Origin of the sequence: Mycobacterium sp. (assembly GCF_019247635.1) — a bacterium.
Taxonomy (GTDB): domain Bacteria; phylum Actinomycetota; class Actinomycetes; order Mycobacteriales; family Mycobacteriaceae; genus Mycobacterium.
Genome location: NZ_JAFBAR010000065.1, coordinates 12,706 through 36,014, shown reverse-complemented (window position 1 = coordinate 36,014; position 23,309 = coordinate 12,706). Strand labels below are relative to the sequence as shown.

Genomic DNA, 23,309 nt, shown 5'->3' with positions numbered 1-23,309 from the left:
TGTTGAATAACTGGGACTTTGCGGGACCGCGCCGTGCCGCATAAGCTTTTACCCAAGGGGATTCCGTACCAGCACAAACTACACAGCAGAACCACAGAGGCAGGGGCATGAGCGTCATCGCAGGTGTGTTCGGTGCGCTGCCACCGCATCGCTATACCCAGAGCGAGGTCACCGACCAGTTCGTCGAGTTCCCCGGCTTGAAGGAGCACGAACAGATCGTTCGGCGCCTGCACAAGGCCGCCAAGGTCAACAGTCGTCACTTTGTCCTGCCGTTGGAGCGGTATCCGTCGCTGACCGACTTCGGCGAAGCCAACGAGATCTTTATCGAGAAGGCCGTCGAGCTTGGCATTGAGGCGCTGACGGGTGCGCTCGAGGAAGCCGGCTTGCAGCCTCAGGACATCGATATGATCGCCACCACCACGGTCACCGGCGTGGCGGTGCCGTCGTTGGACGCCCGAATCGCCGAGCGCGTCGGCCTGCGTCCCGACGTGCGCCGGATGCCGCTGTTCGGCCTGGGCTGCGTGGCCGGGGCGGCAGGGGTAGCCCGGTTGCACGACTACCTGCGCGGAGCGCCGAACGACGTCGCGGTGCTGCTGTCGGTCGAGCTTTGCTCGCTGACTTACCCGGCGGTCAAGCCCACGGTGTCAGGCCTGATCGGCACCGCGTTGTTCGGCGACGGCGCGGCCGCGGTGGTGGCCGTCGGCGCCAACCGCGCCGAACAGGTTCGCGCCAGCGGGCCCGACATCATCGACTCGTGTAGCCGGCTCTATCCCGAATCGCTGCACATCATGGGCTGGGACGTAGGTTCGCACGGCCTTCAGTTGCGCCTTTCTCCGGAGCTGACCACACTCATTGAGCGCTACCTGCCCGACGACGTCAACTCGTTCCTGAGCACCCACGGTCTGACCAAGGACGACATCGCCGCCTGGGTGAGCCACCCCGGCGGACCCAAGGTCATCACCGCGATCAGCGACAGCCTCGAGCTGCCCTCGGACGCACTCGAGCTGACGTGGCGCTCGCTGGGCGAGATCGCCAACCTCTCCTCGGCGTCGGTGCTGCATATCCTGCGGGACACGATCGCCAAGAAGCCGCCCGCCGGGAGTGCCGGGCTGATGCTCGCGATGGGTCCCGGATTCTGTTCGGAACTGGTGCTACTGAGTTGGCGCTAACCGTCTGACTTCGACCGTCAGACCCGGCCGCGGGGACAGCGCGGCGAAATTTCCGGCCCGCAGGCGCTGAGGCGGCAAGCGCAGCGTGGTCCGGGTGAGCAGCCGGGTGAGCATGACGGTCATCTCGACGGTGGCCATCACCGCCCCGATGCAGCGATGCAAACCCCCGCTGAACGGGATGAATTCATGCGGGGCCGGTTTCCGGTAGCCCGGCGCGTCGGGGTCCCAGCGCTGCGGGCGGAATTCGGTTGGCTCGGGCCAGAGTTCGGGGAGCCGGTGGGTTACGTACGCGCTGAACACCAGCAGTCGTCCCGCCCGGATCCGGTGGCCGTCGAACCGCAGGTCGCGCATCACGCGGCGAGCCGAGACCACACCCGGCGAATACAGCCGAAGTGTCTCGTGCACAACGCCATTCAGATAGGTGAGCGCGTCGAGGTCCGCCGCGACCGGCGCCCGGCCACCTAGCACTCGATCTACCTCGCCGGCCGCCGTCTCCCACGCGCCGGGAAGCGTCAGCAACGTATAGACGGCCCACGCCAGCGCGCCGCTGGTGGTCTCGTAACCGGCGGTGATCAGCGAAACGATCTGGTCGCGAATCTCGTTGTCACTGAGCGCATAACCCTCCTCACCGCGGCCGTCGATCAGCATGGTCAGCAGGTGGTCGTCGGGTCTCGGATGGGCGCGCGCGTCGGCGATCTGGGCGTCGACGAGGTCGTCGATGCGCCGGCGGGCGGCCATCGCCCGCCGCCAACCGGGAGCGTTGAGCCGGCGCTGCAGGTGGACCAGCGGGGGGAGCTGATGGGTCAGGTCCAGCAGGGGTTGCAGCTGTTCGCCAAGGAGGTCGGAATAGGCGGCCAGGCGCGAGCCGAACAAACTTTCCGCGGTGCTGCGCCGCACCGCGGAGCGGAGCTGTCGGTAGACATCCAGCCGCTGGCCGGGCTGCCAGCCGTCGATCACGGCGTCGACCTTCGCCACCATGGTCTGGACGTAATCCTGGATCTGTCGGTGCCGCAGGCCGGGGGCCACCACGCTGCGCCGGCGCCGATGATCGTCACCGTCACTGACGATCAACGCGGTCGGCCCGTCGACCAGAGCGAGGGTGTCAAACGTCTCTTGCCAACTGAACGCGTCGGCGTTAGCGAACACGAACTTGTTCGCCTCGGCGCCGAGCAGATAGGTGTAGCCGTAGCGGCCGATGCCGGAGTTGATCACCGCTCCCCGCCGGCGGTACAGCCCGAGCAGCGCTTCGCCGGGTCGGTAAGCCACCGTCCGATATGGGTGTTTGCTCATGGCGTTTCGGCTCCGACACTACCCGACGGCCACCCGGTGGCACCGCCCACCGATCGGATTGACTTGCAACGCTTGGACAGTCATTATGGGGCACAGCAAGCACCTCGCTAGGTGAGGCGTCTGCGCGAACAAAGGCCACTGACCCCGAACGTCGAAAGACGCCCCGGGTCAGGACAGCTCTTCCCGGCTTAAGGGTTGAGCCAAAGTGGCTTCCGGGCTTCCGGATACGTCGTGCAGTGCCGAAGCTCTGACGAGAGAGGTGTAAGTCCTCACACCCGTGCCTGCGGCACAAACGACGACACCCGCGCGTGTCCCGGCGGCAAGGAGGTGAGGGCCCGATGGGCGCGAACAGTCCAAGCGACAGTCCTCATCCGAAAACCGTTTGCCGCAAATCGGTCCCCCGCGCCGCCGTTTCGCGCTAGCTACCTCAGATACCGCCAGGCGCGCAGGGTCGATCCCCGATTCGACATCAGTGCAGCAGGAATGGGTGTTTATCATGCATGTAGCAAAACCCTGGTGGAGCGTTCGCGACGTCGGCTTCGACGACCTGGACGAAGTCGAAGCGTTCGACGACCTCGACGACGCCGATTTCCGCCTGGATCGCCATGTCATCGTCAGCGGCGACGACGCGTTGGCGACGACGATCGTCGAGGAGCTGAAGAACGCGGGTGCGCGGGTGGTCAAGCTCGCCGCCACCGAGCTTGCCGGCGCCGGGATTGCCAAGGCCTTCGCCGTGGTCTGCGCCGGGGACGACGACGCGACGAATCTCGAAATCGCCCTGTTGGCAAGGAGAGCCAATCCTGACGTGCGCGTCGTAGTGAGGCTGGACAACGATGTGGTGCGGGGTGCGATGGCCGCCAACAACGGGCAAGGGGCGATCCTGGATGTCGCGGATCTGGCGGCGCCGTCCGTCGTCGAGGCGTGCCTGTCGAGCGCTACCCACCCCTTCGAAGCCGCCGGCATCAAATTCTCCGTTTGGGGCAGCGAGGTGCCGCGTGAGGCGACTCTGCGCGAACTGCACGGCGACCTGGCCCCGGTGGCGGTGATCCGCGGCGAGAACTCTCCGGCCTCCGGCGAAATCGTGGTCTGCCCCGGCCGCGACCTGACGGTGCATGCCGGTGATTGGACGGCGATGATCGGCACTGCCGAAGAGCTGACGGCCAACGGCATCAAGGGCCCCGGTCCGAGTCTGACGCGATCGCGCTGGCACCTGCTGCGGCGTGTGCTCGACGCGGTGCGCACCGCGCGTGATGACGTCAACCCGGCGTTTTATCCCGCGTCGGCGATCGGGATGGCGCTAATGATCGGCTCGACGATCATGTTGCGCTTCAGCTACCAGCGTCCCCCGGGGATGACGTGGCTCGACGCGATGTATTTCAGCGCCGAGACGATCACGACGGTGGGTTACGGCGACTTCAGCTTCGCTCAACAGCCCACCTGGTTGCGAATGTTCAGTGTCGTGTTGATGTTCGCCGGCATGACCACCACCGCGGTCCTCATTGCGTTCATCGCTGACCTGCTGCTGTCGCGGCGTTTTGTGCACTCGTCGGGAATGCGGCGGGTGCGCCATCTCCGCGATCACGTCGTGGTCGTGGGACTGGGCTCCGTCGGGATTCGGGTGGTCAGTGAGCTGACCGCCGCCGGGTATGACGTCGCTGTCATCGAGCAGGACGACGAAAACCCCTTCCTGCCGGTCGCGGCCGAACTCGGCGTGCCGGTGATCTTCGGGGACGCCACCATGGAGCAGACGCTCGAATCGGCTGGCATCGAGCGGGCCCGCGGTGTGGCGGTACTGACCCAGGACGACATGGTCAACATCGAGACCGGGATCGTGCTGCACGAAATGTACGGTCCCGCGATGACGCTCGACGGGCCCGGGGCTCCATTCGTTCTGCGGATCTACGACCGCGAACTAGGGTTTGCGGTGGCACAGCGGTTCGGTTTCGAAAACGTTCGCTCGACCGTCGACCTGGCCGCGCCGTGGTTCATCGGCGCCGCCATGGGTCTGGACGTCCTGGGGACGTTTTCGATTGGGCAGAGGTCGTTCATGGTCGGCGCGATGCATGTGGAGGCGGGCAGCGAACTCGACGGGCTGCGCATGTTCGAAATGTCCACCCAAACCCGCGTGATCGCCATTACCCGGCAGGATGAACCGGTCACGCTGCACCCACGCCGAGACACACACCTGCGCGCCGGGGACACCGCCTATCTGGTGGGCCCGTACCGGGAGTTGCTGGACACGCTGCGCAAGGCGCGGCGGGTCTGTGAGCCCGGCCTCGGCACTCAGCCCGCGCGCGAGGCCACGCTTTAAACGGTTCAGGCGTGTTGCGCGGCAGGCGACGAACCGAACCGGCGGTCTTGCCGTCGGCTCAGCCAACTCGGTGACCTGCGGGTAGGTGCCTTTCGCCGCGGTGGCGCTCGAACCCACGCCGGCCACACGTTTCACTCTGTTGCGTGTGCTGCGTCGGATCGGTCGATGTGACAGTTGCCTACTCGAGTATTTCCGACAGTTCCAACCACCGGCTCTCCGTTATGGCGACCTCGTCTTCCAGGGCCCGCAACTCTTCGGTCAGCCGGGTCAGGGCAACGTGATCCCCAGACTCACTCTCGCCGGCGAGTTCGGTGTGCTTGGCTGCGATCCGGTCGGCGAGGCGCGCGAGCTGACGATCGATGGAGGCCAACTCCTTTTCCGCTGCCCGCCGCCGCGCGCCGGACATCGCTGGCGGCTCGGCGGGCGCTAATTGTCGACCCGTCTCGGCCGTGCGCACCGGCCGGGCGGCCAGCCGCAGGTATTCGTCAATGCCGCCGGGCAGGTGTCGCAGCGTGGCATCGAGGATCGCGTACTGCTGGTCGGTGACACGTTCGAGCAGATACCGGTCGTGTGAGACGACGATCAACGTGCCCGCCCACCAGTCGAGCAGGTCCTCCGTTGCGGTCAACATGTCGGTGTCCACGTCGTTGGTCGGCTCGTCGAGCAGCAGCACGTTCGGCTCGGACAGCAGCGCGAGCATCAGCTGCAACCGTCGCCGCTGACCGCCGGAGAGTTCACCGACCCGCGCGGACAGCTGGCCACGGGCGAAGCCGAGGCGCTCCAGCAGCTGGGCGGGGGTGACCTCGCGGCCCTCGACCTCATAGTCGCCCGGCAGCCTGCCCAGCACGTCGGCTATCCGGTCGCCGGACATCGCCGCCAGCTCGTCGCCCAGCTGGTCGAGCACCGCCAGCCGGACGGTCTTGCCGCGCTTCACGCGCCCGGTATCCGGCTGCACCGTGCCGGCGATCAGTCCCAGCAGCGTCGACTTGCCGGCGCCGTTGGCCCCGACGATGCCGGTGCGTTCGCCCGGGGCGATCCGCCATTCGACGTCGCGCAGCACCGGGCGCCCCTCGAATGAGACCGACACGTCGAGCAGGTCGATGACGTCCTTGCCCAGCCGCGCGGTCGCGAGCTTGGCCAACTCCACGCCATTGCGCAGCGGTGGCACGTCGGCGATCAGTTGGTTGGCGGCCTCGATGCGGAACCTGGGTTTCGACGTCCGGGCCGGTGCACCCCGGCGCAGCCAGGCCAGCTCCTTGCGCATCAGGTTTTGCCGCTTGGCCTCGGCCGTCGCGGCCTGCCGGTCGCGCTCGACGCGCTGCAGCACGTATGCCGCATAGCCGCCTTCGAATGGTTCGACGATCCCGTCGTGCACCTCCCAGGTGGTGGTGACGACCTCGTCGAGGAACCACCGGTCGTGGGTGACCAGCAACAGGCCGCCGGTGTTACGGGCCCAGCGCTCTCGCAGGTGCCCGGCCAGCCAGGTGATGCCCTCGATGTCGAGGTGGTTGGTCGGCTCGTCGAGAGCGATCACGTCCCATTCGCCCATCAGCAGTTGAGCCAGCTGCACCCGTCGCCGCTGACCCCCGCTGAGCGTGGAAACCGTTGCACCCCAATCGATATCGGATACCAGGCCGGCCACCACGTCACGCACCCGCGGGTCGCCGGCCCACTGGTGCTCGGGTTGGTCGCCGACGAGCGTCCAGCCCACGGTGCGGCCGGGGTCCAGGGTGTCGGCCTGGCTCAGCGCGCTGACCCGCAACCCGCTGCGCCGAGTGACCCGTCCGGAGTCCGGTCGCACTTGACCGATGAGCAGGCCCAGCAGCGTGGACTTGCCGTCCCCATTACGGCCCACGATGCCGATGCGCGCGCCGTCGTTGACGCCGAGGGAGACCGACTCGAACACCACCTGGGTCGGATATGCCAGGTGGACGGCCTCGGCCCCGAGGAGGTGCGCCACCCGGCCAAAGCTACCGATCAACAGTCAGCGAGATTGCCGCCACGGTCGTGATCCGGCCGAAATCACAGCCCTCACGGCAATCTCGACGCGGTGGCGGTGAGCGCCCGTCGCGCCGGCAATCGCCTGATCAAAACCGGGCGAAACGCCGGTGTGCCATGATTGCCAGGCTGTCAAGGTGTGCGCGTCAGGAGTGGCGGTGGAGCTGAACTTTTCGATGGTCACGCGGCCGGTGGAGCGCCTGGTGGCCACGGCGCAGAACGGACTGGAAGTCCTGCGACTGGGGGGCCTGGAAACCGAAAGCGTGCCCTCGCCGTCGCAGGTCGTCGAGAGCGTACCGATGTACAAGCTGCGACGGTACTTCCCGCCGGGCGGCCGGTCCGGGCAGGCAAAAGCGGGTCAGCCGGTGCTGATGGTGCACCCGATGATGATGTCGGCGGATATGTGGGATGTCACCCGCGGGGACGGCGCGGTGGGCATCCTGCACGCCAGCGGCCTGGATCCGTGGGTTATCGACTTCGGCTCACCCGACAAGGTCGAGGGCGGCATGCAGCGCACCCTGGCCGACCACATCGTCGCGCTCGATCAGGCGATCGACACGGTGAAGGACGCCACGGGCCACGACGTGCACCTGGTCGGCTACTCGCAGGGCGGGATGTGGTGCTATCAGGTCGCGGCGTATCGGCGCTCGAAGAACCTCGCGAGCATCGTGACGTTCGGTTCCCCGGTGGACACCCTGGCCGCGCTGCCCATGGGCCTGCCGGCGAACCTGGCTCCCGCCATGGCCGATTTCATGGCCGATCACGTCTTCAATCGGTTGAACGTGCCAAGTTGGTTGGCGCGCACCGGTTTTCAGATGCTGGACCCGCTCAAAACCGCGAAGGCCAGGGTGGACTTCGTGCGACAACTACACGACCGCGAGGCGCTGCTGCCGCGCGAACAGCAGCGCCGATTCCTCGAGTCCGAAGGCTGGATCGCCTGGTCCGGCCCGGCCATCTCCGAGCTGCTCAAACAGTTCATCGCACACAACCGAATGATGACCGGCGGTTTTGCCATCAACGGGCAGATGGTGACGCTCACCGACATCACCTGCCCCGTCCTGGCGTTCGTCGGCGAGGTCGACGACATCGGCCAGCCCGCATCCGTGCGCGGCATCCGGCGCGCGGCGCCCAACGCCGAGGTCTACGAACGCCCCATCCGGGCAGGTCATTTCGGTCTGGTGGTCGGCACCAAGGCTGCCCACGAGAGCTGGCCCACGGTCGCCGAATGGGTGAGCTGGATTTCTGCCGGGGGCGACAAGCCCAACAGCATCGACCTGATGGCCGATCAGCCCGAGCAGCACACCGACAGCGGCGTCGCGTTCAGCTCCCGGATCGTCCACAGCATTGGGGAGGTTTCCGAAGCGGCGCTGGCGCTGGCGCGCGGCGCGGCCGGGGCCGTCGTCACGGCCAACAAGTCGATGCGCACCATGGCCGTCGAGACGGTCCGTACCCTGCCGCGACTGGTCCGCTTGGGACAGCTCAACGACCACACCCGGATATCGCTGGGCCGCATCATCGAGGAGCAGGCCCACGACGCCCCGAAGGGCGAATTCCTCTTGTTCGACGGGCGGGTGCACACCTACGAGGCGGTCAACCGGCGCATCGACAACGTCGTTCGCGGCCTGATCGAGGTCGGGGTCCGGCAGGGCGACCGGGTGGGCGTCCTGATGGAGACCCGGCCCAGCGCGCTGGTCGCAATCGCCGCGCTGTCCCGGCTTGGCGCGATCGCGGTGGTGACGCGGCCCGACGCCGACCTGGCGGCGCAGGTGCGGCTCGGGGGAGTCAGTGAGATCATCACCGACCCCACCCACCTCGACGCCGCGCGGCAGCTGCCCGGGCACGTCTTGGTGCTGGGCGGCGGGGAGACGCGCGATCTGCATCTGCCCGACGACGCCTTGCAACAAAACCAAGTGATCGACATGGAACAGATCGACCCGGAGGCCGTCGCGCTGCCGGCGTGGTATCGGCGAAACCCGGGACTGGCGCGTGACCTGGCGTTCATCGCGTTCAGCGCGGTCGGCGGCGAGCTGACCGCCAAGCAGATCACCAACTACCGCTGGGCGGTCTCCGCGTTCGGCACCGCGTCGGCGGCGGGTCTGGACCGCAAAGACACGGTGTACTGCCTAACGCCGCTGTACCACGAGTCCGCGTTACTGGTCAGCCTGGGCGGTGCGGTCGTCGGCGGAACCCGCATCGCATTGTCGCGCGGCCTGCGCCCGGACCGGTTCGTCCAGGAGGTACGGCAATACGGCGTGACCGTGGTGTCCTACACCTGGGCCATGCTGCGCGAAGTCGTCGACGATCCGGCCTTCGTGCTGCACGGAAACCATCCGGTGCGGTTGTTCATCGGCTCGGGTATGCCGACCGGCTTGTGGGGACGGGTGGTCGAGGCGTTCGCCCCCGCCCACGTCGTCGAGTTCTTCGCCACCACCGACGGGCAGGCGGTGCTGGCCAACGTGGCAGGGGCCAAGGTCGGCAGCAAGGGCCGGCCGCTGCCCGGCGCGGGACGGGTGGAGCTGGCTGCCTACGACGCCGAGCACGACCTGATCCTGGAGAACGACCGCGGCTTCGTCGACGTTGCCGACGTCGACCAGATCGGGGTGCTGCTGGCGCAGTCCAGCGGTCCGATCGACCCGACCGCGGCGGTGAAACGTGGGGTGTTCGCGCCGGCGGACACCTGGATATCGACCGAGTACCTGTTCTGGCGTGACCACGACGGCGACTACTGGCTGGCGGGCCGGCGCGGTTCGGAGGTGCATACAGCACGCGGCATGGTCTACGCCGAGCCGGTCAGCGACGCGCTCGGCCTGATCAACGGCGTCGACCTCGCGGTGACCTACGGGGTGTCGGTGGGTGACCGTCAGGTCGCGGTGTCGGCGCTGACGCTGCTGCCGGGAGCCAGCATCACCGCCGCCGACCTGACCGAAGCGGTGGCCGCCATGCCCGTGGGGTTGGGGCCCGACGTCGTCCACGTGGTCTCGGACTTGACGCTCAGCGCGACCTGCCGGCCCACGGTCAGTGCGCTGCGAGCGGCGGGCATTCCCAAACCCGGGCGGCACAGCTGGTCTTTGGACCCAACCAGCAACGAGTTTCGCAAGCTGACCCCCGCGGTATACGGCGAGCTGACCGGCGAGCCCACCAATGGTTGACGAGGCACTGCTGAACATCCTGGTGTGTCCGGCCGACCGAGGTCCGCTGCTGCTGATCGGCAACTTGCTCTACAACCCGCGATTGCGCCGCGCCTATCGCATCGACGACGACATCCCGGTGCTGCTCGTCGACGAGGCCCGCGACGTCGACGACGACGAGCACGCCAAGCTCATGGCACAAGCCCCTCCGGCAGCTTCCCCGTGAGGTAGCGCTGCAGGTTTGGTGCGATGGTCCGCGCGACCTGTTCGGCCGGTAGCGAGGCGAACGGCTCAATCTTCACGATGTAGCGCGCCAACACCAAGCCGATGATCTGCGACGCGACGAATTGGATGCGCAGCGCGCCAGTCCCTGGCGGTGTGTCGACACGCGGACCCACCTCGGCCACGATGATCTCCTGGATGAAGGACCGCACGAAGTTCACTTCGTCGCCGACCAGTAGGGACCGCAGCGTGGCAATCAACCCCGCGCCCATCTCGGAATCCCACAGCGACAGCAACACCGACGGCAGCGTGTAGCCCAGCTGCTCGACCGGTATCTGCCGCAGGGGCACCAGAACGTCCATCGGATTGATCGGGATGTGGATTGCGGCCGCGAAAAGCTGCTGCTTGGTGCCGAAGTAGTGGTGCACAAGGGCGGCGTCCACACCCGCTCCAGCGGCCACAGCCCGCACTGAGGTCCGGTCAATCCCGTTGCGCGCAAACAGTTCTCGCGCGCTGGCCAGGATGCGATCGCGGCTGTCGGAGGATCCCGCGGGCCGGCCGGGGCGCCGGCGCGCGACCTTGGTACCGGACACGCTACGGTGTCCGTCGCCGCAGCGTGGCTGCGGCCAAACACAACGACGCGAGGGCGAAACCCAGCACGACGACGATGTCGCGCACTGCCGTGCCGGTCAGCTCCGGGTGAGTATTGACCTGCTGCAAGGCCTCGAGCGCGTAGCTGGCCGGCAGCGCATCGCTGATCAGTTGCAACCAGTGCGGCATCGCGGCCCGAGGCACGATGATGCCGGCCAGCAGCAACTGCGGCACCATCACCAACGGGATGAACTGAACGGCCTGAAACTCGGTGCGCGCGAACGCACTACACAGCAAGCCCAGCCCAACGCCCAACACCGCGTTGACGATCGCGATCACGAAAACCCAGACCGGGCTGCCCGCGGTGTCGAAGCCGAGCAACCAAAACGACACGATGCAAGCCAGGACAGCTTGGGTGGCCGCGGCAGCCGAGAACGCGGTTCCATAGGCGAGTAGCAGATCGAGTCGCCGCAGCGGAGTGGTCAAGATCCGCTCCAACGTGCCCGAGGCGCGCTCGCGCTGCATCGTTATCGACGTGATGATGAACATCAGAAACAGCGGAAACAGCCCCAGCAGGATCAGGCAGGTGTTGTTGAACGGCGTCGGCGTACCGGGGCGATGTGGGGCGTTTTCAAACATGAAATACATCAGCGTGATGACCAGCACCGGCACCAGCAGGATCATCGCGACACTGCGGTGATCCGCGGCGAGCTGCCGCAGAATCCGCGCGGTGCTGGCGACGTACGGCTTCAGCGACCCCTGCAGCCCTACCCGGCTCGGCGCTCTATGGTGCGTTTGATGATGGACAGGAACGCTTCCTCCAGCGACGTGCATCCGGTGTCCTCTCGTAGTTGGGACGGGGTGGTGTGGGCAACCAGATGGCCTTCCCGCAGCAGCAGCAGATCACCACAGTGGTCGGCCTCGTCCATCACGTGGCTGGAGACCAGCAGCGTGGTCCCGGCGCGGGCCAGCTCGGTAAACTGTTGCCAAAGGTCTACTCGCAGAACGGGATCCAGACCCACCGTGGGTTCGTCGAGCACCAGCAGCTCGGGTTGGCAAACCAGTGCGCACGCCAGCGAGACCCGCGTGCGCTGGCCGCCGGACAGGTTGCCGCAGTAGGCGGTTCGGTGCTCGGTCAGGCCGACTCGCTGGATGGCACTGTCGGCGGCGGCGGCGTCGAAACCGTAGAGCGAGGCGAAGTAGCGGACGTTGTCGATGATCCGCAAATCGTTGTAAATGGTCGGGTCCTGGGGGAGGTATCCCACGCGGTGGCGCAAGGCCGCGCAGCCGGCAGGCCGGCCGAGCACCGTGACCTTGCCGGATGTAACGATCTGCGTGCCGACGATGCAGCGGATCAACGTGCTCTTGCCGCAACCGGAGGGCCCCAGCAGGCCAGTGATGGCGCCCCGGCCGATGTCCACCGAAAAGTCCTGCAGCGCTGGCCGTTTACCGCGAATCACCCGCAAGTTGGTGATGCTGACGGCCGGCTCGCCGTCGCCCGACCGTAATTCATCCGATGATGAAGTCATCATGTGATGAATATCTGCCCCTGGCGAAGGATTGTCAAGAGCCGGAGTGCAGAATCTGTGCGGTGGGCGCCGAGCAATTGACAGCTGATCCGATTTCGGCCGCGCGTCGACTGCTGGGCGCCACCCTCACGGGGCGTGGCGTGAGCGCCATGGTTGTCGAGGTCGAGGCGTACGGCGGGGTCCCGGACGGCCCCTGGCCCGACGCCGCCGCGCATTCCTACCGCGGTCTCGGTGGCCGCAACGCGGTGATGTTCGGTCCCCCCGGACGGCTCTACGTCTATCGCAGCCATGGGATCCACGTGTGCGCCAACGTCGTCTGCGGGCCCGACGGCGTTGCCGCCGCCGTGTTGCTGCGCGCGGCCGTCATCGAGGAGGGCATCGACCTCGCGCAGACCAGGCGCGGTGCGGCGATCCGTCCCGTCGCGCTGGCGCGTGGCCCGGGAAACCTGTGTTCGGCACTCGGAATCACCATGGACGACAACGGGATTGACCTGTTTGGTCGACGCAGCCCGGTAAGGCTGCGATTGCGGCTCAACGAGGCTCACGGCGCGGTAGCGGGCCCGCGCGTCGGGATCAGCCAGGCCGCCGATCGGCCCTGGCGACTGTGGCTGGCCGGCCGCCCCGAGGTGTCTGGGTACCGGCGCAGTCCGCGGGCACCCGCACCCGGCGCCAGCGACTAGGTCCGCTCTGTGCGCCCACGGTGCGGCCAGGGGGGCGGCCGGCCGCGCGGCCAGGGGGCGGCCACGGGGCGGCCATCCGCACGGCCAGGGGCGGCCACGGGGCGGACAGCCGCGCGCCCCCTGGGCGGCCGGCCGCGCGCCCTCGCCGAGCGTGTTCTCTGGGCGAAAATCGGGCCCGATTTTCGCCCTCACTTCACGCTCGGCGTGCCCACGGTGCGGCCATCTGCGCGCCCCTCGCCGAGCGTGTTCTCTGGGCGAAAATCGCGCCTGGATCTCGCCGTGACTTCCCGCTGCGAGCGGCTTTGCCGCTCTTGCGATCGCCGCGGGGCTGATGGCGGCGACCCGCTGCGACCGGCTTCGCCGCTCTTGCGACCGGCTTCGCCGCTCTTGCGATCGCCGCTAGACGGCCGAGCGGGAGAGGTTCCGATACCCGGGGTCTAGGCGGCGCACAGCGAACACGAACGTCAAGGCAATAAAGGGTGCCAGGACGCCGTAGACCGCGGCGGGGGTCGCCATTTCGGTGTTGTTCAGCAGTTGTGGACTCAGGGCGAGCCCCACGGCCACCACGGCGTTGTGCAGTCCGATCTCCAGGCTGACGGCGATGGCCTGACGTGGCGCGAGATGCATCCGGCGTGGCACGAGATAGCCCACCGTCAGGCTGACCGTGCAGAAGGAGATGACCGCCGCGCTCAGCACGCCGAAGTTCTTCCATACCGTCGCCTGGCCTCCGGCGAACCCGGCGACGACGGCGATCACCATCAGCACCGCCGCGGCGATTCTGATCGGGTTTTGCAATCGCCGGGCCAGCTCGGGAAAGCGGTGGCGTACGGCGACGCCGACCGCGGTAGGGATCAGCACAAGTGCGAACACCGCGAAGAATTTGTCGAATTGCAATGGGATGAACCGGCCTTCGCCGACGAACCAAGTCAGCGAAACCGCCAATATCGCGGGTATGGCGAAGATCGACAGCACGGCGTTGATCGCTGTCAGCGTGAGATTGAGCGCCAGGTCCCCGTTAACCAGATGACTGAGCACGTTCGCCAGCATTCCGCCCGGGGTGGCGGCCATCAGCATCAACCCAACCGCCAGATTCGGGGCGAGGTGGAGGGCTTCGGCGATCAGCAGGCATAAGGCCGGCAGCAGCAAAGATTGACAGATCAGCGCCACCAGCAGTGGGCGGCGCAGGGTAGCGGCGCGCCGGAAGTCGGCAATTGTGAGCGTCAAACCCAGCGCCAGCATGACCGCCACGACGACGAGAGGAAAGAATTGGTTTTGCATAACGCTCCACGGTCTTGGGTGCGCAGATGGCGCGCCGATGCGCCTGGTAATTAGCTTGTCTTAATATAACAGCAACGCTAGTTTACGGCTGCGCCGGCCGCGCGCAAGCCATCCAGGATCATCGTGAACGAATCGCCGGGGCGCTGCGACTAGAGTCGTGCGCGATGTCTTCTCGAATCCTCGACGAGCTGCGCTGGCGCGGGTTGATCGCGCAGTCCACCGATCTCGATGCGCTGGCCGCCGAGGCGCAGCGGGGACCGATGACCGTGTACGCCGGCTTCGACCCCACCGCGCCAAGCCTGCACGCCGGACACCTGGTGCCGCTGTTGGGATTGCGCCGTTTCCAGCAGGCCGGCCACCGGCCGATCGTGCTCGCGGGCGGGGCCACCGGCATGATCGGTGACCCGCGCGAAATCGGCGAGCGCAGTCTCAACGAGGCCGACACCGTCGCCGACTGGACGGATCGCATCCGCGGTCAGCTGAAGCGCTTCGTCGACTTCTCGGAATCTGGGGCCTCGCCCACCGGAGCCATCATCGAGAACAACCTCGATTGGACCCGCGGCATGTCCACCATCGAATTCCTGCGCGACGTCGGTAAGCACTTCTCGGTCAACGTGATGCTCGACCGCGACACCGTCCGCCGCCGGCTGGAGGGCGAGGGCATCTCCTACACCGAATTCAGTTACATGCTGCTGCAGGCCAACGATTACGTTGAATTGCACAAACGGCACGGCTGCACACTGCAGATCGGCGGCTCGGACCAGTGGGGCAACATCATCGCCGGGGTGCGCCTGGTGCGCCAAAAGCTCGGCGCCACAGTGCATGCGCTCACCGTGCCGCTGGTGACGGCCGCCGATGGCACCAAGTTCGGCAAGTCCACCGGCGGTGGCAGCCTCTGGCTGGATCCGCAGCTGACCAGCCCGTACGCCTGGTACCAGTACTTCGTCAACACCGCCGACGCCGACGTGATCCGCTATCTACGGTGGTTCACCTTCCTGTCCGCCGACGACCTGGCCGAGCTCGAGCGGGCGACGGCCGAACGCCCGCAGCAGCGTGCCGCGCAACGGCGGCTCGCCGCCGAGCTCACCACCCTGGTGCACGGTGAGGCGGCCACCGAAGCCGTCGAACATGCCAGCCGGGCGCTGTTCGGACAGGGAGAGTTGTCCCGCCTCGACGACGCGACGCTCGGGGCGGCACTGCGCGAGACGGCGGTCGCCGAACTGAAACCCGGCGAACCCGACGGGATCGTCGACCTGCTGGTGGCCAGCGGCCTGTCCGAGAGCCGGAAAGCCGCGCGGCGCACCATCGGCGAAGGTGGCGCCTACGTCAACAACGCCCGCATCGAAAACGAAGAGTGGGCGCCCAGGCCTTCGGATTATCTGCACGGCCGTTGGCTGGTGCTGCGGCGTGGCAAGCGCAATATCGCTGGGATACAGCGGGTTTAACGTGATGTCGAAGGTCCGGCAAAGCTCAGCGGGACGCATGTCGTGGGGGAGGGCCGACGAGGCTCCCGCTGACGTCTGTATGTGCGATGCGCTCTAGTCGCGGCAAGGGCGGGCCGGCCCGCTATCCCCTGGACGGGTAGGTGCGGTAGGAATTCCTCCGATCGGAGGACAACCGGCGTTACTACCGCTTGGCCGCGCGGTACTGTCACAAAACGCGTTAGTGCGCAAACATTTACCGCCCCGTGTTGTCGATGTGACCCGCGTTGAGCACTGTTGTCACAGCGCCTGAAACGCCCGCGTCTGCAGCGGCCAACGGATGAGAAATGGTAGATGACAGCGCACTTGGTTCGGTTCGGTGACTGGCGAATAATGCCGGGGGGCAAGCGGATGGTCGCGGTGGGCTTCCTGACGGTGAGCGTGAGTGTGGCGGCGACCGCCGCGATGTTGGCGGCGCCGCCGATACAGGCCGACATGATGGGCAATGCGTTTCTCACCGCCCTGACCAATGCCGGCATCTCGTACAACCAAGCGACCAGCGCCACCGCGTTGGGTCAATCGGTGTGCCCTATGGTGGTCCAGCCGGGAGCATCATTCGACGGGGTCGCGTCCAAAATGGCCGAGGGCAATGGACTGTCCCGCGACAAGGCGAAAGTGTTTACCATCATCGCGATTGCGACCTACTGTCCGGCGATCATTGCGCCGTTGTTGCCCAACCGGCTGCAGGCATAGGGGCTGAGGGCACACGAGGGAGGCCGTACCCTCTAACGAGTGGTCGATGACAGGCAGGATCGCGGTGCTGAGCGACGATCGCGCTCCCGACGCGACATTCCCTGGTCCGGTCCGGGCCGCGCGCGGCCAGTCCAACCGAAAAACGCGGCGGCCAACGGCGACGATCCACCCGACGCGGGACCCCGGATACCAGCGGATATTGACGCCAGGCAATTGGCGCCGGAGGTTCGGCGCGAACTGAGCACCCTGGACCGTGTCACCGCCGACGCGGTCGCGCGCCACCTGGTGGCCGCGGGCCAGCTGATCGACGACGACCCGCAAGCCGCGCTGGATCATGCGCGTGCGGCCCGGGCGCGCGCCAGCCGGATCGCAGCGATCAGGGAGGCCGTCGGGATCGCGGCCTATCAGTGCGGTGATTGGGGTCAGGCACTCTCCGAATTGCGGGCGGCCCGCAGGATGGGTAGCAAGTCTGAGTTGCTGGCGCTGATCGCCGATTGCGAACGTGGTCTGGGCCGTCCGCAGCGGGCGATCGAACTTGCCCGCGGCCCCGAGGCGGCCCAGCTCACCGGCGACGATGCCGACGAGTTACGCATTGTCGCCGCCGGCGCGCGCGCGGATCTTGGCCAGCTGGAACAGGCTCTGATCGTGTTGTCGACGCCGCAGCTTGATCCGCACCGCACCGGCTCGACAGCGGCGCGGTTGTTCTATGCCTACGCCGACACGCTGCTGGCGCTGGGCCGCGACGAGGAGGCGCTGCGGTGGTTTCTGCGGTCGGCCGCCGCGGACGTCGAAGGCGTCACCGACGCCGAAGATCGCGTCAGCGAGCTGGGCTGAATGAAAACGCTTGCGCAGCAATATGACTGCTTGCTGATCGACCTGGACGGCACGGTCTTTCGCGGCCGTGAGCCCACCGACGGCGCGATCCAGTCGTTGGCCCGCGTCGACAGCCGCAAGCTGTTCGTCACCAACAACGCGTCGCGCAGCGCCGACCAGGTCGCCGCGCACCTGCGCGAACTCGGCTTCACCGCGGCCGACGAGGACGTCGTCACCAGCGCGCAGAGCGCGGCGCATCTGCTGGCCGATCGGCTGGCGCCCGGTTCCAAGGTGCTGGTCGTAGGCACCGAAGCGCTGGCCGACGAAATCAGCGCGGTCGGGCTGCGACCGGTGCGGCGCTTTGACGACCAGCCCGACGCGGTGGTCCAAGGCCTTTCGCTGACCGTCGGCTGGCCGGAGCTTGCCGAGGCCGCGTTGGCGATCCGCGCCGGCGCCGTCTGGGTGGCGGCCAACATCGACCCGACGTTGCCCACCGAGCGCGGTCTGTTGCCAGGCAACGGTTCCCTGGTGGCGGCGTTGCGCGCCGCTACCGGTGCCGAGCCTCAGGTAGCCGGCAAACCCGGCCCGCAGCTGCTGGCCGATGCGGTGGCCCGCGGCGACTTCCAGGCGCCACTGGTCATCGGTGACCGCCTGGACACCGATATCGAAGGGGCCAACGCCGCGGGGTTGCCCAGCCTGATGGTGCTCACCGGCGTCAGCACTGCGCGCGAGGCCGTGTACGCCGAGCCTGCTCGGCGGCCCACATATATCGGCCACGATTTGCGTGCACTGCACCAGGACGGCGCGCTGCTCGCGGTGGGCTCACAGGACGACTGGCAGGTTGACGTCAGTGCCGACGCTGTGCGAGTGCGCGGCCAAGGTGCGCAAGGAGATGGGCTTTCTGTCGTCCGCGCCGTTGCCAGCGCGGTGTGGGACGCCGGGGCCGACGGCCGGCCCCCGCGGATCGAGGCCGGCGACGAGCGGGCCCGTGACGCGCTGGACCGCTGGTCGCTGCTGCATGACGACTAGCGGGTGACTACCGTATGGACTCAATGACTATTGATCCCGTCCAAATTCGTGCCGAAATCGACGCGCTGCTGGCCCAGCTGCCGGATCCGGCCCATCCGGTCGACGCCGGGAAGGGACCGTCTCTCGCCGAGCTCGAAGAGATAGCACGCCGTCTTTCTGAGGCGCATGACGTGCTTTTGCAGGCCCTGGAGTCGGCGGAGAAGGGCTGAGCGCAGTGGCACGGCGTGCCCGCGTTGACGTCGAACTGGTCCGGCGCGGCCTGGCGCGATCCCGCCAGCAGGCCGCGGAGCTGATCGGAGCGGGAAAAGTGAGCATCGACGGCATGCCCGCGGCCAAGCCGAGCACCGCCGTCGCCGTCACCGCCGCCCTGACGGTCGCCGCCGACGCCGAGCGTGCCTGGGTGTCACGCGGCGCGCACAAACTCATCGGCGCGCTGGACGCCTTCGGGATCCCCGTCCTGGGCCGTCGCTGCCTGGACGCCGGCGCGTCGACGGGCGGCTTCACCGAAGTGCTACTGGACCGCGGAGCGCTCGAAGTGGTGGCCGCCGATGTGGGCTACGGCCAGCTGGCCTGGTCGCTGCGCTGCGATCCGCGGGTCATTGTCGTCGAACGGACCAACGTGCGGGACCTGTCGCCCGAGGCGACCGGCGGCCCCGTCGACCTGGTGGTCGCCGACCTGTCGTTCATCTCGCTGGCAACGGTGTTGCCCGCGCTGATTGCGTGCGCTTCGCGGGACGCGGATATCGTTCCCATGGTGAAGCCGCAGTTTGAGGTAGGCAGGGGCCACGTCGGCGCCGGCGGGGTGGTGCATGACCCGCGGCTGCGCGGCGACGCGGTGCTCGCCGTCGCCCGCCGCGCCGGCGAGCTGGGTTGGCACACCGTGGGGGTGACGGCCAGCCCACTGCCGGGCCCGTCGGGCAACGTCGAGTACTTCCTCTGGCTGCGCGCCCGGGCAAATCAGCCAATGACCGGTAGCACGCTGCAGGCTGCCGTCCAGCGGGCCGTTAGCGAGGGCCCGCGATGAACGCCGAGCGCACCATCCTGTTGGTCGTGCACACCGGCCGAGACGAAGCTACCGAAACCGCACGCCGTGTACAGAAGGTCCTCAGCGACAACGGAATTGCGCTGCGGGTGCTCTCTGCCGAAGCGGTCGACAGGGGATCCTTGCACCTCTCGCCCGGCGACGTGCGTGCGATGGGCGTCGGAATCGAGGTGGTCGACGCCGACCCACACGCCGCCGACGGTTGTGAACTGGTGCTCGTGCTGGGCGGCGACGGCACCTTCCTGCGCGCGGCCGAACTGGCCCGCAACGCCGGCATTCCGGTGCTCGGGGTGAACCTGGGCCGGATCGGGTTTCTGGCCGAGGCCGAGGCTGAGGCCATCGACCTGGTGCTCGAACACGTTGTCGCGCATGACTATCGGGTCGAGCAACGCCTGACGCTGGACGTCGTGCTACGCGTTAAGGGCCGGGTGATCGCGCAGGGATGGGCGCTCAACGAAGTCAGCCTGGAGAAGGGCCCGCGACTCGGCGTGCTCGGGGTGGTCGTCGAAATCGACGGACGGCCGGTGTCCGCGTTCGGCTGCGACGGGGTGCTGGTGTCCACGCCGACTGGATCCACCGCCTACGCCTTCTCCGCGGGCGGCCCCGTGCTGTGGCCGGATCTGGAAGCGATCCTGGTGGTACCCAACAACGCTCACGCGCTGTTCGGCCGCCCGATGGTCACCAGTCCCGATGCCACCATCGCCATCGAGATCGAGGCGGACGGTCACGACGCCCTCGTTTTCTGCGACGGTCGCCGCGAAATGGTGGTACCGGCCGGCAGCCGGCTCGAGGTGATCCGTTGTGGTACCCCGGTGGAGTGGGCACGGCTGGACAGCGCGCCGTTCACCGACCGGCTGGTGCGCAAGTTCCGGTTGCCGGTGACGGGTTGGCGCGGGAAGTAACTTGTGCTATCTGAGATACGCATCGAATCGTTGGGTGCGATCAGCGTCGCGACCGCCGAGTTCGATCGCGGCCTGACCGTTCTCACCGGCGAGACGGGCACCGGCAAGACCATGGTGGTGACCAGCCTGCACCTGCTCGGCGGCGCTCGAGCCGACGCCACCCGGGTCCGGTCCGGCGCCGAGCGCGCTGTCGTCGAAGGTCGTTTCACCACAACCGATTTCGATGGCCATGCGGTCGCGCAACTGGACGCGATGCTGGACGCGTCGGGAGCAGAGCGCGACGAGGACGGCTCAGTGATCGCGCTGCGATCGGTCAGCCGCGACGGGCCATCACGCGCCTACCTGGGCGGGCGCAGCGTGCCGGCCAAGTCGCTGAGCGGTTTCACCGCCGAACTGCTCACGCTGCACGGTCAGAACGATCAGCTCAGGCTGATGCGCCCAGAGGAACAACGCAACGCGCTGGACCGTTTCGCGGCGACCGGCCCCGCGTTGGAGCGGTATCGCAAGCTGCGCGACGCCTGGCTAACGGCGCGCCGCGACCTCATCGACCGTCGCGACCGCGCACGCGAACTCGCTCAGGAGGCCGACCGACTGAAGTTCGCGCTCAACGAGATCGACGCCGTCGACCCGCAACCGGGGGAGGACGACGCGCTCGTCGCCGACATTGTCCGGCTCTCCGAACTCGACACGCTGCGTGAGGCCGCCGCGACGGCACGCGCCGCGCTGTCAGCCGATGACGTCGACGAATTCGGCGCCACCAATGGTTTGGGAAGGGCAAGGGCGGCACTGGAATCGACCGATGACGCCGCGCTGCGCACCTTGGCCGCACAGCTCGACGAGGCCTTGACGGTGGTCGTCGACGCGGCCCGCGAACTCGGCGACTATCTCGAAGCGCTGCCGACCGACGCCAGCGCCTTGGAAGCCAAACTGGCACGTCAGGCCCAGCTGCGCACGTTGACCCGCAAGTATGCCGCGGACATCGACGGGGTTATGCAATGGGCGCAGCAATCGCGCGACCGGCTGACCCAACTCGACGTCTCCGAAGAGAGTCTGGCGGCGCTGGAACGCCGTACCGACGAGCTGGCACGCGAATTATGCCTAGCCGCAGTCGATCTCAGCAAAATCCGGCGCAAAGCGGCCAAGCGGATGGCCAAAGAGGTCACCGCGGAGTTGTCCGCCCTGGCGATGGCCGATGCCGAATTCACCATCGGGGTAAGCACCGACCTGGCCGGCCACGAGGATCCCGCCGGGCTGCAGTTGCCGTCCGGTGAGCTGGCTCGGGTCGGAGCTGACGGCATCGATGAGGTCGAGTTCGGCTTCGCGGCCCATCGCGGCATGACGGTACTGCCGCTGGCCAAGAGCGCGTCGGGGGGTGAGCTGTCCCGGGTGATGCTGGCTCTGGAAGTGGTGCTGGCGGCGTCTCGAAAGATCTCAGCGGGCACGACCATGGTGTTCGACGAGGTGGATGCCGGCGTCGGCGGTTGGGCGGCGGTCCAGATCGGACGGCGGCTGGCGAGGCTGGCGCGCACTCACCAGGTCATCGTGGTCACGCATCTGCCCCAGGTCGCGGCGTACGCCGACGTCCACCTCGTGGTGCACAGCGTCGACGGTGCCAGCGGGGTGCGGAGGGTCGCCGACAACGACCGGGTGGCCGAGCTGGCCCGGATGCTGGCGGGGCTCGGCGAGTCCGACAGCGGGCGCGCGCACGCCCGGGAGTTGCTCGAGACCGCCCAGAACGACCGCAACTAAAACCCAACTCCCCTTCCCACCCGCGACCGTGCGTGTTGGTACAGGGACACGCCGTGCCGGGCGTACAACTGTGCACCTTCGCGCAAGCTGGCCCGCGCCGAAAAGTCAAACTCGACCCTGATACAGATGTGACACGATTTAACTTCTGGGGCAGAAGTTACGGCGCGCCTCCCCGCGACTGCCATCGGCGGCGGCCAGAATCGGCCCCCATGAGGATGACAACGCTTCTGTCCCGTAACGCCTCCCGGCCGGGTTTGATCGGCACCGCACGGGTCGATCGCAACATCGACCGATTGCTGCGACGGGTGTGCCCAGGCGACATCGTGGTCCTCGATGTGTTGGACCTGGACCGCATCACCGCCGACGCGCTGGTGGAAGCCGACATCGCGGCCGTCGTCAACGCGTCGCCGTCTGTCTCGGGCCGTTACCCCAATCTGGGCCCGGAGGTGCTGGTCAACAACGGGGTCACGCTTATCGATGAGACCGGCCCCGACGTCTTCAAGAAGATCAAGGACGGCGCCAAGATTCGGCTGCACGAGGGCGGCGTGTATTCGGGTGACCGCCGGCTGATCCGCGGTACCGAGCGCACCGACCACGACATCGCCGATCTCATGCGCGAGGCCAAAAGCGGCCTGGCCGCCCATCTGGAAGCGTTCGCCGGCAACACAATTGAGTTCATCCGCAGCGAAAGCCCATTGCTGATCGACGGTATCGGCATCCCCGACATCGACGTCGACATGCGCCGCCGGCATGTGGTGATCGTTTCCGACGAGCCCGGCGCGGCCGAGGATCTGCGATCCCTCAAGCCATTCATCAAGGAGTACCAGCCGGTGCTGGTCGGGGTGGGCAGCGGCGCCGATGTGTTGCGCAAGGCGGGTTACCGCCCGCAACTCATCGTCGGCGACCCCGACCAGATCAGCACCGAGGTCCTCAAGTGCGGCGCGCAGGTGGTACTGCCCGCCGACGCCGACGGCCATGCGCCCGGCCTGGAGCGGATCCAAGACCTCGGGGTCGGGGCGATGACGTTCCCCGCGGCCGGCTCGGCGACAGACCTGGCCCTGCTGCTGGCCGATCATCACGGGGCGGCGCTGCTGGTCACGGCCGGCCATACCGCCAATATCGAAACCTTCTTCGACCGGACACGCGCGCAGAGCAACCCCTCGACCTTCCTCACCCGGCTACGAGTGGGGGAGAAGCTGGTGGACTCCAAGGCCGTTGCCACCCTGTACCGCAACCACATCTCGGCCGGCGCCATCGCGCTGCTGGCGATGACCATGCTAATCGCGGTCATCGTCGCGTTGTGGGTGTCGCGGACGGACGCCACGGTCCTGCACTGGGTCGTCGACTACTGGAACCGGTTCTCCCTCTGGGTGCAGCACCTGGTGTCCTAAACCTTCGAGGACG

The 23,309-nt window shown here is 67.5% G+C and carries 19 protein-coding genes, 1 pseudogene and 1 riboswitch; of the genes and pseudogenes, 14 read left to right on the top strand and 6 right to left on the bottom strand.

Annotated features, from left to right (window positions below; translation table 11 throughout):
• Positions 1 to 92: 92 nt before the first annotated feature.
• Positions 93 to 1,169, top strand: a pseudogene (locus JO236_RS09280) (type III polyketide synthase); the annotation flags it as partial.
• Here the strand turns inward: JO236_RS09280 and JO236_RS09275 are convergent.
• Entirely contained in the window at positions 1,152 to 2,435 is a 1,284-nt protein-coding gene (locus JO236_RS09275) for a cytochrome P450 (protein WP_293327747.1), read from the bottom strand. The pseudogene JO236_RS09280 and the gene JO236_RS09275 sit on opposite strands and share 18 nt — an antisense overlap.
• A gap of 120 nt (positions 2,436 to 2,555) precedes the next feature.
• Positions 2,556 to 2,725, top strand: a riboswitch (M-box (ykoK) riboswitch).
• A gap of 329 nt (positions 2,726 to 3,054) precedes the next feature.
• On the opposite strand from JO236_RS09275, the gene JO236_RS09270 reads away from it, so the two are divergent.
• Positions 3,055 to 4,770 (top strand): NAD-binding protein, encoded by a 1,716-nt coding sequence (locus tag JO236_RS09270; RefSeq protein ID WP_293327745.1) that lies wholly within the window; start codon positions 3,055 to 3,057, stop codon positions 4,768 to 4,770.
• Positions 4,771 to 4,948: 178 nt separating this feature from the next.
• Here the strand turns inward: JO236_RS09270 and JO236_RS09265 are convergent, their stop codons facing one another.
• Positions 4,949 to 6,730, bottom strand: coding sequence for an ABC-F family ATP-binding cassette domain-containing protein (locus JO236_RS09265; protein ID WP_293327723.1), 1,782 nt, complete (start codon positions 6,728 to 6,730; stop codon positions 4,949 to 4,951).
• A gap of 214 nt (positions 6,731 to 6,944) precedes the next feature.
• Between JO236_RS09265 and JO236_RS09260 the strand changes: the two genes are divergently transcribed.
• Positions 6,945 to 9,917, top strand: coding sequence for an acyl-CoA synthetase (locus JO236_RS09260; protein ID WP_293327742.1), 2,973 nt, complete (start codon positions 6,945 to 6,947; stop codon positions 9,915 to 9,917).
• The gene (locus JO236_RS09255; RefSeq protein ID WP_293327720.1) at positions 9,910 to 10,122 is read left to right on the top strand and encodes a Trm112 family protein; all 213 of its coding nucleotides are present in this window, start codon (positions 9,910 to 9,912) and stop codon (positions 10,120 to 10,122) included. Before JO236_RS09260 ends, JO236_RS09255 begins: the two co-directional genes overlap by 8 nt.
• On the opposite strand, the gene JO236_RS09250 is transcribed toward JO236_RS09255, so the two are convergent.
• From JO236_RS09250 to JO236_RS09240, 3 genes are read right to left on the bottom strand one after another with little or no spacing between them, the layout of a single operon-like run.
• Positions 10,088 to 10,711 (bottom strand): TetR/AcrR family transcriptional regulator, encoded by a 624-nt coding sequence (locus tag JO236_RS09250; RefSeq protein WP_293327717.1) that lies wholly within the window; start codon positions 10,709 to 10,711, stop codon positions 10,088 to 10,090. The two genes, JO236_RS09255 and JO236_RS09250, sit on opposite strands and share 35 nt — an antisense overlap.
• Position 10,712: 1 nt before the next feature.
• Positions 10,713 to 11,543, bottom strand: a complete 831-nt coding sequence (locus JO236_RS09245; RefSeq protein WP_416362201.1) for an ABC transporter permease — start codon at positions 11,541 to 11,543, stop codon at positions 10,713 to 10,715.
• Positions 11,477 to 12,241 (bottom strand): ABC transporter ATP-binding protein, encoded by a 765-nt coding sequence (locus tag JO236_RS09240; RefSeq protein ID WP_293327716.1) that lies wholly within the window; start codon positions 12,239 to 12,241, stop codon positions 11,477 to 11,479. The genes JO236_RS09245 and JO236_RS09240 overlap by 67 nt, the downstream gene beginning before the upstream one ends.
• A gap of 59 nt (positions 12,242 to 12,300) precedes the next feature.
• Between JO236_RS09240 and JO236_RS09235 the strand changes: the two genes are divergently transcribed.
• A complete protein-coding gene (locus tag JO236_RS09235; protein ID WP_293327713.1) occupies positions 12,301 to 12,918 on the top strand; it encodes a DNA-3-methyladenine glycosylase in 618 nt (205 codons plus the stop codon).
• A gap of 399 nt (positions 12,919 to 13,317) precedes the next feature.
• On the opposite strand, the gene JO236_RS09230 is transcribed toward JO236_RS09235, so the two are convergent.
• A complete protein-coding gene (locus tag JO236_RS09230; protein WP_293327711.1) occupies positions 13,318 to 14,196 on the bottom strand; it encodes a bile acid:sodium symporter family protein in 879 nt (292 codons plus the stop codon).
• A gap of 164 nt (positions 14,197 to 14,360) precedes the next feature.
• Here JO236_RS09230 and tyrS point away from each other — a divergent pair, with 164 nt between their 5' ends.
• From tyrS to steA, 9 genes are all read left to right on the top strand, one after another.
• On the top strand, positions 14,361 to 15,641 hold the full coding sequence (tyrS, locus tag JO236_RS09225; RefSeq protein ID WP_293327707.1) for a tyrosine--tRNA ligase: 1,281 nt from the start codon (positions 14,361 to 14,363) through the stop codon (positions 15,639 to 15,641).
• Positions 15,642 to 16,010: 369 nt separating this feature from the next.
• The gene (locus JO236_RS09220; RefSeq protein ID WP_416362202.1) at positions 16,011 to 16,370 is read left to right on the top strand and encodes a DUF732 domain-containing protein; all 360 of its coding nucleotides are present in this window, start codon (positions 16,011 to 16,013) and stop codon (positions 16,368 to 16,370) included.
• A gap of 39 nt (positions 16,371 to 16,409) precedes the next feature.
• Positions 16,410 to 17,204, top strand: a complete 795-nt coding sequence (locus JO236_RS09215) for a tetratricopeptide repeat protein (protein WP_416362200.1) — start codon at positions 16,410 to 16,412, stop codon at positions 17,202 to 17,204.
• Positions 17,205 to 18,212 carry an HAD-IIA family hydrolase gene (locus tag JO236_RS09210; protein ID WP_293327704.1) on the top strand — a complete coding sequence of 336 codons (1,008 nt, stop codon included), beginning with the start codon at positions 17,205 to 17,207 and terminating at the stop codon, positions 18,210 to 18,212. It begins immediately after the preceding gene.
• Between the two features lie 23 nt (positions 18,213 to 18,235).
• The gene (locus JO236_RS09205) at positions 18,236 to 18,421 is read left to right on the top strand and encodes a hypothetical protein (RefSeq protein WP_293327702.1); all 186 of its coding nucleotides are present in this window, start codon (positions 18,236 to 18,238) and stop codon (positions 18,419 to 18,421) included.
• A gap of 5 nt (positions 18,422 to 18,426) precedes the next feature.
• The gene (locus JO236_RS09200; RefSeq protein ID WP_293327699.1) at positions 18,427 to 19,236 is read left to right on the top strand and encodes a TlyA family RNA methyltransferase; all 810 of its coding nucleotides are present in this window, start codon (positions 18,427 to 18,429) and stop codon (positions 19,234 to 19,236) included.
• Positions 19,233 to 20,156: an NAD kinase gene (locus JO236_RS09195; RefSeq protein WP_293327696.1), complete on the top strand. Its 924-nt coding sequence runs from the start codon at positions 19,233 to 19,235 to the stop codon at positions 20,154 to 20,156. Before JO236_RS09200 ends, JO236_RS09195 begins: the two co-directional genes overlap by 4 nt.
• A 3-nt stretch (positions 20,157 to 20,159) precedes the next feature.
• Positions 20,160 to 21,905: a DNA repair protein RecN gene (gene recN, locus JO236_RS09190; RefSeq protein ID WP_293327693.1), complete on the top strand. Its 1,746-nt coding sequence runs from the start codon at positions 20,160 to 20,162 to the stop codon at positions 21,903 to 21,905.
• Positions 21,906 to 22,114: 209 nt separating this feature from the next.
• The gene (gene steA, locus JO236_RS09185) at positions 22,115 to 23,296 is read left to right on the top strand and encodes a putative cytokinetic ring protein SteA (protein ID WP_293327690.1); all 1,182 of its coding nucleotides are present in this window, start codon (positions 22,115 to 22,117) and stop codon (positions 23,294 to 23,296) included.
• The last annotated feature ends 13 nt before the right edge of the window (positions 23,297 to 23,309 follow it).